The organism is Streptococcus infantis (assembly GCF_001579645.1).
Lineage (GTDB): Bacteria > Bacillota > Bacilli > Lactobacillales > Streptococcaceae > Streptococcus > Streptococcus infantis_E.
Genome location: NZ_KQ970819.1, coordinates 228,839 through 237,396, shown reverse-complemented (window position 1 = coordinate 237,396; position 8,558 = coordinate 228,839). Strand labels below are relative to the sequence as shown.

Below are 8,558 nucleotides of genomic sequence, written 5' to 3'. Positions count from 1 at the left end.
AAACAAGCTTTATTTTGCTAAATTATAGTTTTCAATCAAAATTTCCACAGCTTTTTCAAGTTTTTTATAAAAACTATCGACATTTCCATTCTTTATGATTGCGAATTGATTATCTAGTTCAGCAATTTCACCGATAATCTTTTTCCCAATGGTTAATGTGTAGCCTTCAAATTTTTCCTGACCAACTAAAACAGTTGCGTCTGTTAATTGAATTTCAATTTTTTTATCTTTTTTACTCATACCATACCTCTTTTCACTCTTCCTATTGTACAAGAAATTTAAAAAACTGGCAAGAAAAAACTCTTTATAAGGGCAGCCTTGATAAAGAGTTTTTGTGAGAGAATCTAATTTTTTAATCTAGGGAAGACTCATTGTTAGTGGGTTGTCCCACCCACTAATTTTATGTCCTTATCTTTATAATCTACGATAGCACCAATCGCAGCTTCGATACCTCTGACGATATCAGTTAAATTCATAGATGCTGTATTAGGCTTATTTACCACTTGTTCTGTCATATAAGGAATATGCATAAATCCTGCTCTCATATTGGGAAACTTTTTATCCGCTAAATAGAGAGCCTGATACATCAAATGATTGCAAACAAAGGTTCCTGCTGTATTGGACACTGTAGCTGGTAACCCTTCCTCCTTTATCGCTTGTACCATTGCTTTGATTGGTAGAGTGCTGAAATAAGCTGCTTGACCGTCTAGGCGAATAGGAGTATCAATCGGCTGATTCCCTTGGTTATCTGGAATTCTAGCATCATCTTGATTGATGGCAACTCGCTCAGGAGTTAGACTAGCTCTTCCTCCTGCCTGTCCGATGCAAAGCACCGCATCTGGCTGATAGCGGACGATTGCTGTTTCTAATACCTCTGCTGCTTTATAAAATACCGTTGGGATTGCTACCCAATGAACCTCTGCGCCATGAATCTCTGACGGTAATGATTTAACAGCTTCCAAGGCTGGATTGACCGTTTCACCACCGAAAGGATCAAAACCTGTTACTAATATTTTCATTTTATTTCCTTTGCTAAAATGCCAAAAAATACATCAAAAACACATGGATGATAATCATGACAATAGCTACTCCTACCTGCGCTTTGATAACCCCATTTGGATCTTTCATATCCAGGAGAGCTGCCGGTAAAGCATTAAAGTTAGCCGCCATTGGAGTCAATAAGGTTCCACAGCAACCTGCCGTCATTGCTAGAGCTGCAGCAACGATTGGATCAGCTCCCAAGGTAAATACAAAGGGAACACCAATTCCAGCAGTAATAACCGTGAAGGCAGCAAATGCATTCCCCATTATCATAGAGAATAGAACCATCCCAAGGACATAAGCCACTACACCCATCAACCGACTCCCCGAAGGAACTAGACCGCTGATTAAATGCGAAATCAAGTCTCCAACGCCTGCAACGGTAAAAATTGCTCCCAAAGCCCCTAAAAGTTGAGGCACAATCCCACTAGTTGACACTTGCTGAACCATGCGATTATTTTCTGCTAACAAGCTTTTAGGAGAACTCTTAGTAATCAATAAAAGAGAGATGGTTGCAAAAAATGCTGCAAGGCTGATAGCAATCTTACTAAAGTCAGGAATCATTTTTGCTAATACCAAAGCAATCAAAGCCATTAACATGACCGGAATAAAAATTTTATTCTTTAGTCGTTTAGCTTCAATGTTTGCCTTGACTTCATCCAGAAACGGTAAGGTTCCGATACGAACCTGTTTAAAGAGAGTTAGTAGTGCTAATAGCACTACGATAACTCCAATACAGATAGAAGGTAGATAAGAGCCACCGATAAAACTGATGCCCAATAAAGCCCAAAACCCAGCTGTTCCAAAGCGAACTGGGTTTGTTTTATCTTTATAGCTACAATAAGCCGTATGAAGGAATTGACAACCAATCACAATATAGGTCAACTCTAATAACTGACTTGCTAGATTGCTCATTCTTCTTTTCCTTTACTAAGCTTTTTCACTAGCAGTTTTCTATCAAACAGGTAATTGTAAATTCCTACCACAAGTAGGGCCACTCCTGCAACAATAAGCGAAGCCGAAGCGATGCCTGCATAATTACTTTCGTAACCTAATTGGTCCAGAGTGCCCCCCACCAAGAGGACACCACCTGCACCAACGAAAGTGTTCTGAGCAAAGAAATTTGCAAAATTATCATTTGCTGCTGCACGCGCTTTTAGCGCTTCGCTCTCCTGCTCCGTTAATTGTCTACCTAATTGAGACTCTGCTGCTGCTTGTCCCATGGGTTGAACCAAAGGCCTTACAAACTGCGGATGTCCTCCTAGACGGATGGCAAAGAAGCTATCGAGTTCCCGAAAAAAGAAATACACTGTATAAAAACTTCCTACGGTCAGACCTTTAATCTTTTGAATCAAGTCAATCGAACGTTGCTTGAGGCCAAAAGTTTCAGATAAACCTACCAGTGGCAAGGTTACCATAAAAATCGTAAGAACTCGTTGATTACTAAATTCTTTTCCCAAAATTTCCAAGAATTCAACAAGAGAAACTCCAGAAACTAGAGCTGTAACTAAACTAGCTAAGACTACCGTTGCGATTGTATCTAACTTATAGATAAAACCAACCACAATGATAAGTATCCCTATTAGTTTAATCCATTCCATATAGGCCCCTTCATTCCAAAAGTACTAGTCTGTTTTATTTGACATGACTTTCTAATTCTTTTTGGTATTTATTGTTTGATTCCAATTTTTCTTTTTGCCATTTTTCAAGAGCTGCTTGATATTCTTTAGCAGTTACAATCTCTTTTTGCAATTTCATTCCTTTGAAGATGTATGGATCACCCTTAATACCTACTTGTGAGTATGGTTTAGAGAATGGAACGACATTGCTGACAACTGGTGAACCACCTGATGAAGCTGTTGGCATCAAGAGAGAACTATCAGTAAGCCAAGCTTGAGCTTTAGCATATTTTTCATATCTCTTATCCAAGTCATTTTTCTCAGAAACTGCATCATCCAAGAGTTTCTTATATTCGTCCAAACCTAGTTGAGCTACTACTTCTTTGTCTTTTCCTTTAGTAATACCAAGGTGTTTCATAGCGGAACCAGTCTTAGGATCCATGATATTGAGATAACTTGCTGGATCTTGGTAGCTTGGAGCCCATCCAGTACTGTTCAAGTCATAGTCTTTTTGAGCAGGAACACGCGCTTGAGATGTAATGCTTTCCTTCTCGTTATCAGTCATCTGAAGGACATCGATCACGACATTTTCAGAACCAAGAGTTGACTCGATTGATTGTTTAAAGGAATTGCTTTGTTGAACGGCAATGGTATCTGTCTGTTCAACTGGAACATCCAAGTGAATTGGGAAGGTTACACCTTTTGTTTCCAATTCTTTCTTAGCTTTTTCAAATGAAGCTTTGGCTTTGTCAGGATTGTAGATGGTATCTTTTCCGTCAACGAGCTCAACACCTTTCCATTGGTCTCCATAGTTGACCAATTCTTTTTGAGCGATATCACCAAAGTTTTTACCACCAGATTGAACGAAATTGTCTGGTACTAAGCTATTACGAATAATCTTGTCCGCACCATCTTCACCATTGAGCTGGGCAGCATAAGAATGACGGTTGAAGGCAAAGTTGATTGCTTGACGGAAGTCCTTGTTCAACATTGCTTCTTTTGTAGAAGTTTTCTGTTCTTCACTTGTTTTCGCTGTTTTATTGAAAGATTGACGGTTTACGTTAAAGGTAAAGTAGTAACTAGTTGAATCCTGTGGACTATATGTAATTTTATCCCCATATTGTTCCAAAGTAGAAGCAAAGTTTGAGCTACTTGGGAAGAGGCGAGCTGTTGTGTAAACACCCGAAGAGAAGCTACGGATCAAGGATTCTTGGTCTGATCCATCATAGTAAGTTAATTTAACTTTCTCGATTTTAACCTTCTCTTTATCCCAATAATTTGGGTTCTTTTCATATTCGATTAAAGATTTTGAAGTCAATGTCTTCAAAATATATGGACCGTTATAAAGAATACCAGCTGGACTGACCGTTCCATAATTTTTACCAGAAGCTTTGAGGAATTCTTCATTTACTGGCAACATAGTTGCTGAAGTTACTTTGGAATTCCAGAAAGTTTCAGGTGCGTTTAGAGTGTACTCAACAGTATAATCATCCACTGCCTTAACTCCAACTGTTGAGAAATCGTTAGTCTCACCAGTCATATACTCATTCAAACCCTTAATTGAGTTTTGAATAAGAGTGACACCGTCTGATTTGCCATCAGCTACGTGTTTCAACCCTGTAACAAAATCATGCGCAGTTACTTCAGCGTATTCTTCACCTTCTGACGTGTACCATTTAACCCCTTTACGAAGTTTATAAGTATAAGTCAAACCGTCTTGTGAGACACTCCAATCCTCAGCGAGGGAAGGAATCAAATTTCCATATTCATCGTTTTCCAACAATCCATCAACAACGTTACCGATGATATCAGTTGTTGAAGTACGAGTTGCGATACTGTAGTCCAAAGATGATGGGTCTACTCCATAGACATAAGAGAAAGTTGTAGGCGCATCTGCTTCCTTGTCGGCTTTCCCACAAGCTACAAGAAGAACTGCTGTACTCAGGACCACTCCTGCTGTTAACATCCACTTTTTCGTTTTCATAAAGATCTCCTTTAATAATTTTTAATCTACTTTTACAATCCAACCTTCTGGTGCTTCAATATCACCAAATTGAATACCTGTTAATTCATCGTATAGTTTACGAGTCACTGGACCAACCTCTGTCTCACTGTAGAAAACGTGGAAGTCATCACCATGTTGGATTCCTCCAATTGGTGAGATAACTGCCGCAGTACCGCAGGCACCTGCTTCTACAAATCGATCCAGACTATCAATTGGTACATCTCCCTCAACAGACTTCAAGCCCAAACGATGCTCTGCCAAATAAAGTAATGAGTACTTGGTAATCGATGGCAAGATTGATGGACTCAATGGGGTTACAAACTCATTATCAGCTGTAATTCCAAAGAAGTTTGCTGAACCAACTTCTTCAATCTTGGTGTGGGTTGATGGGTCTAGATAAATAACATCTGAGAAATGACGGGATTTAGCCATTTTCCCTGGCAAAAGACTAGCTGCATAGTTACCACCGACCTTGGCAGCCCCTGTTCCATTTGGTGCAGCACGGTCATACTCGTCTTGAATCAAGAAGTTTGTTGGAACCAATCCACCTTTAAAATAATTTCCAACTGGCATAGCAAAGATGGTAAAAATATACTCCTCAGCTGGTTTTACCCCAATGATATCTCCAACACCAATCAAGAGCGGACGAAGGTAAAGGGTTCCACCAGTTCCATAAGGGGGCACGTATTCTTCATTTGCACGAACAACGGCTTTACAAGCATCTACAAACATTTCTGTTGGAACTTGTGGCATCAAGAGACGATCACAGGTACGTTGCAGACGTTTAGCATTTTCATCTGGACGGAAGAGTTGAATACTGCCATCCTTTGTACGATAGGCTTTCAATCCTTCAAATGCTTGCTGTCCATAGTGAAGGCTTGGAGATGATTCTGAAATATGCAAGGTTGCATCTTCTGTTAATTCTCCTTGAGACCATTGTCCATTTTTAAAATTAGCGATATAACGATAAGGTAGTTTCATATAGGAAAAACCGAGATTTTCCCAATCAATCGTAACTGTCATGACAATCTCCTTTATTCTAATCAAGCTCTGTGTTCTATTCTACACTATTCTCCTAAAAATTCAAGTATTATTTGTAATTTTCTGAAAATTTTACTTATAAAAAATCAGTCACTAGGACTGATTTTTAATTTTCTTTGATTTCTTTAAAGATTTCTTTGAGATAAGCATCAAAAACTTCTTCATCAGAAATAGTATCTGAGATAAAGCTTCCATTGCTAGTTCGTTCTGATAGATTCAAATCTTGTAGGATTGATTCGTAAATCGCTCCATTATTTGATTGAATCACAAGTGTTTGTTCTCCATCTTCTACTTCTGTACTAAAGAGATTTCCAACAAATCCTTGTTCTGAGACCGCTCCAGCCAAGAATACGCGATGGGGTTTACTCTTCAATTCTCTCAAGACTTGAAGACCACGATTGGCACGACTGGTTGCTGGAATTTCCTCTGTTGAAACACGTTTCAAACTTCCACGTTGCGTTAAAAGATAGAAAGAAGACGTATTGCAGATAAAGGCTGCTTGTATCACATCATCTGCTTTCAAGTTCATGGCTTTGACACCTGCTGCCTTGGCACCGATGACAGGCACTTCTTCGATGTTAAAGCGAAGAGCATAGCCATTTTTACTGATTAATAGAACATCATCCAATTTAATAGGAGCTACTGCTACAATCTGGTCAGTATCATCTTTCAACTTAGCATACTTGACAGATTTAGAACGGTAGGTTCTCCATGGAGAGAATTCTTTGCGTTCTACACGTTTGATTTGTCCAAGTCGTGTTGCTGCAAAATAAGTTGTCGCATCATCAAATTGATCCACAACTTCGACGTAGAGGACTTCTTCATTGGTTTCAAAGTTTGTAATAGACTGGCTCAAATGCTCCCCGATATCCTTCCAACGAATATCTGCCAACTCATGGACTGGTCGATAAATGACGCTCCCAAGCGTTGTAAAGATTAAAAGATGCTGGGTAGTTTTCACATTTTGAACGAATAGCAATCGATCATCATCCCGTTTACCAATTTCTTCTAAGGTTGAAGCTGCAAAGGAACGAGGGCTAGTCCGTTTGATATAACCTGCCTTAGTCACGCTAACGTAAGTATCTTCTTCAGCGATAAGGCTAGCTGTATCAATCTCAATGACTTTTGCTGTATCTTCTAAAGTACTCAATCGAGGTGTCGCAAATTTCTTCTTGACCTCACGAAGCTCTTTTTTCATGAGATTGTACATAGTTCGTTCATCACCGATGATAGCTGCAAGCATAGCAATCTTTTCACGAAGTTCTGCTTCTTCTTCTTGCAAGACAACCACGTCTGTATTGGTCAAACGATACAATTGCAAGGTAACAATGGCCTCAGCCTGTTCTTCTGTAAAATCATAGCTGACCTTGAGGTTTTCCTTGGCATCAGCCTTATTCTCAGAAGCACGGATAAGGGCAATGACTTCATCCAAAATTGAGATAACGCGAATCAAACCTTCCACGATATGGAGACGTTTTTCAGCCTTTTCCTTGTCAAAGCGAGAACGCGCCAAGATCACTTCACGACGGTGGGCAATATAGCTAGACAAGATTGGTACAATCCCAACCTGACGAGGTGTGAAATTGTCAATCGCAACCATGTTGAAGTTGTAATTGATTTGCAAGTCAGTATACTTGAAAAGGTAGTTGAGAACGAGCTCCGTGTTCGCATCTTTCTTGAGTTCAATTGCGATACGAAGACCATCACGGTCAGACTCATCACGAACCTCAGCGATACCTGCCACCTTGTTATTGACACGAACTTCATCGATTTTCTTGACTAAGTTAGCCTTATTGATTTCATAAGGAATCTCAGTGATAACGATTTGTTCCTTACCACCTTTTAGCTTCTCAATTTCAGTCTTGGAACGAACGACCACGCGCCCCTTACCAGTTTCATAGGCCTTTTTGATTTCGTCACGGCCTTGGATGATAGCTCCCGTAGGGAAGTCTGGTCCAGGCAAGAATTCCATCAACTTATCAACCTTGGCAGGCGGATGGTCAATCATGTAGACTGTAGCATCAATGACCTCAGCCAAATTATGCGGTGGAATATCTGTGGCATAACCAGCTGAAATCCCCGTTGAACCATTGACTAAGAGGTTTGGAAAGGCTGCTGGTAAGACAGTTGGTTCTTTCTCGGTATCGTCAAAGTTCCAAGCAAAGGGAACTGTCTTTTTCTCGATATCTTGAAGGAGATAACCTGCAATTTCAGACAATCGTGCCTCAGTATAACGCATAGCCGCAGGTGGATCTCCGTCCATGGAACCGTTATTCCCGTGCATTTCAACCAGAATCTCACGGTTTTTCCAGTCCTGAGACATACGAACCATGGCATCATAGATAGAAGAATCTCCATGTGGGTGGAAATTACCCATGATGTTCCCGACAGACTTAGCCGACTTACGGTAGCTCTTATCAAAAGTATTGCCATCCTTATTCATAGAATACAGAATGCGACGCTGAACCGGCTTCAAGCCATCACGAATATCTGGCAAAGCACGATCTTGAATAATGTATTTGGAGTAGCGACCAAAGCGCTCTCCCATGATGTCCTCCAAGGACATGTTTTGAATGTTACTCATATAGGATACAAAGCCCGTAAAATGCAAAGTGAAAATAGGAAATTCTTAAAGCGAGCGACGCTCTCAAGAGAATTTATCTTTTTCACACAGCATTTAGGGCGTGTTCAACTCCTTTCAAAGAATGTAGAGTAGGTTTTTATAGACAAAGGTGTTCAGTTACTTTATATAACTAAACTATCCTTTCTGTAGTTTAAAGTTATGAATTATGTTCTTTATTTAATTAGTGTTTTGAAGTTTTTCCTCAGCATACTCAATCATCTTCTCAGCT

General features: G+C 39.8%; 7 protein-coding genes. All 7 read right to left on the bottom strand.

All coding sequences use genetic code 11. From position 1 onward, the window contains the following. Nucleotides 1-9: 9 nt before the first annotated feature. The 7 genes from SINDD18_RS05480 to parC all read right to left on the bottom strand — a co-directional run bounded on the left by SINDD18_RS05480 (nucleotide 10) and on the right by parC (nucleotide 8,290). Nucleotides 10-240 (bottom strand): DUF2969 domain-containing protein, encoded by a 231-nt coding sequence (locus SINDD18_RS05480; protein WP_000037109.1) that lies wholly within the window; start codon nucleotides 238-240, stop codon nucleotides 10-12. A 134-nt stretch (nucleotides 241-374) separates the two neighbouring features. After that, on the bottom strand, nucleotides 375-1,019 hold the full coding sequence (gene pcp / locus SINDD18_RS05475) for a pyroglutamyl-peptidase I (protein ID WP_061863381.1): 645 nt from the start codon (nucleotides 1,017-1,019) through the stop codon (nucleotides 375-377). A gap of 13 nt (nucleotides 1,020-1,032) precedes the next feature. After that, on the bottom strand, nucleotides 1,033-1,956 hold the full coding sequence (locus SINDD18_RS05470; RefSeq protein WP_061863380.1) for a DUF979 domain-containing protein: 924 nt from the start codon (nucleotides 1,954-1,956) through the stop codon (nucleotides 1,033-1,035). Beyond that, on the bottom strand, nucleotides 1,953-2,642 hold the full coding sequence (locus SINDD18_RS05465; RefSeq protein ID WP_061863379.1) for a DUF969 domain-containing protein: 690 nt from the start codon (nucleotides 2,640-2,642) through the stop codon (nucleotides 1,953-1,955). The genes SINDD18_RS05470 and SINDD18_RS05465 overlap by 4 nt, the downstream gene beginning before the upstream one ends. A 34-nt stretch (nucleotides 2,643-2,676) precedes the next feature. Next, the gene (locus SINDD18_RS05460; RefSeq protein ID WP_061863378.1) at nucleotides 2,677-4,644 is read right to left on the bottom strand and encodes a peptide ABC transporter substrate-binding protein; all 1,968 of its coding nucleotides are present in this window, start codon (nucleotides 4,642-4,644) and stop codon (nucleotides 2,677-2,679) included. A gap of 21 nt (nucleotides 4,645-4,665) precedes the next feature. Beyond that, entirely contained in the window at nucleotides 4,666-5,688 is a 1,023-nt protein-coding gene (locus tag SINDD18_RS05455; RefSeq protein WP_061863377.1) for a branched-chain amino acid aminotransferase, read from the bottom strand. A 124-nt stretch (nucleotides 5,689-5,812) separates the two neighbouring features. Then, nucleotides 5,813-8,290, bottom strand: coding sequence for a DNA topoisomerase IV subunit A (gene parC / locus SINDD18_RS05450; RefSeq protein WP_081108267.1), 2,478 nt, complete (start codon nucleotides 8,288-8,290; stop codon nucleotides 5,813-5,815). Between the last annotated feature and the right edge of the window lie 268 nt (nucleotides 8,291-8,558).

Excerpts from the sequence above, each read along its gene's own strand:
- SINDD18_RS05455 (WP_061863377.1), bottom strand. The coding sequence starts at position 5,688 with ATGACAGTTACGATTGATTGGGAAAATCTCGGTTTTTCCTATATGAAA.
- SINDD18_RS05470 (WP_061863380.1), bottom strand. The coding sequence starts at position 1,956 with ATGAGCAATCTAGCAAGTCAGTTATTAGAGTTGACCTATATTGTGATT.
- pcp (WP_061863381.1), bottom strand. The coding sequence starts at position 1,019 with ATGAAAATATTAGTAACAGGTTTTGATCCTTTCGGTGGTGAAACGGTC.
- SINDD18_RS05480 (WP_000037109.1), bottom strand. The coding sequence starts at position 240 with ATGAGTAAAAAAGATAAAAAAATTGAAATTCAATTAACAGACGCAACT.
- parC (WP_081108267.1), bottom strand. The coding sequence starts at position 8,290 with ATGAGTAACATTCAAAACATGTCCTTGGAGGACATCATGGGAGAGCGC.
- SINDD18_RS05460 (WP_061863378.1), bottom strand. The coding sequence starts at position 4,644 with ATGAAAACGAAAAAGTGGATGTTAACAGCAGGAGTGGTCCTGAGTACA.
- SINDD18_RS05465 (WP_061863379.1), bottom strand. The coding sequence starts at position 2,642 with ATGGAATGGATTAAACTAATAGGGATACTTATCATTGTGGTTGGTTTT.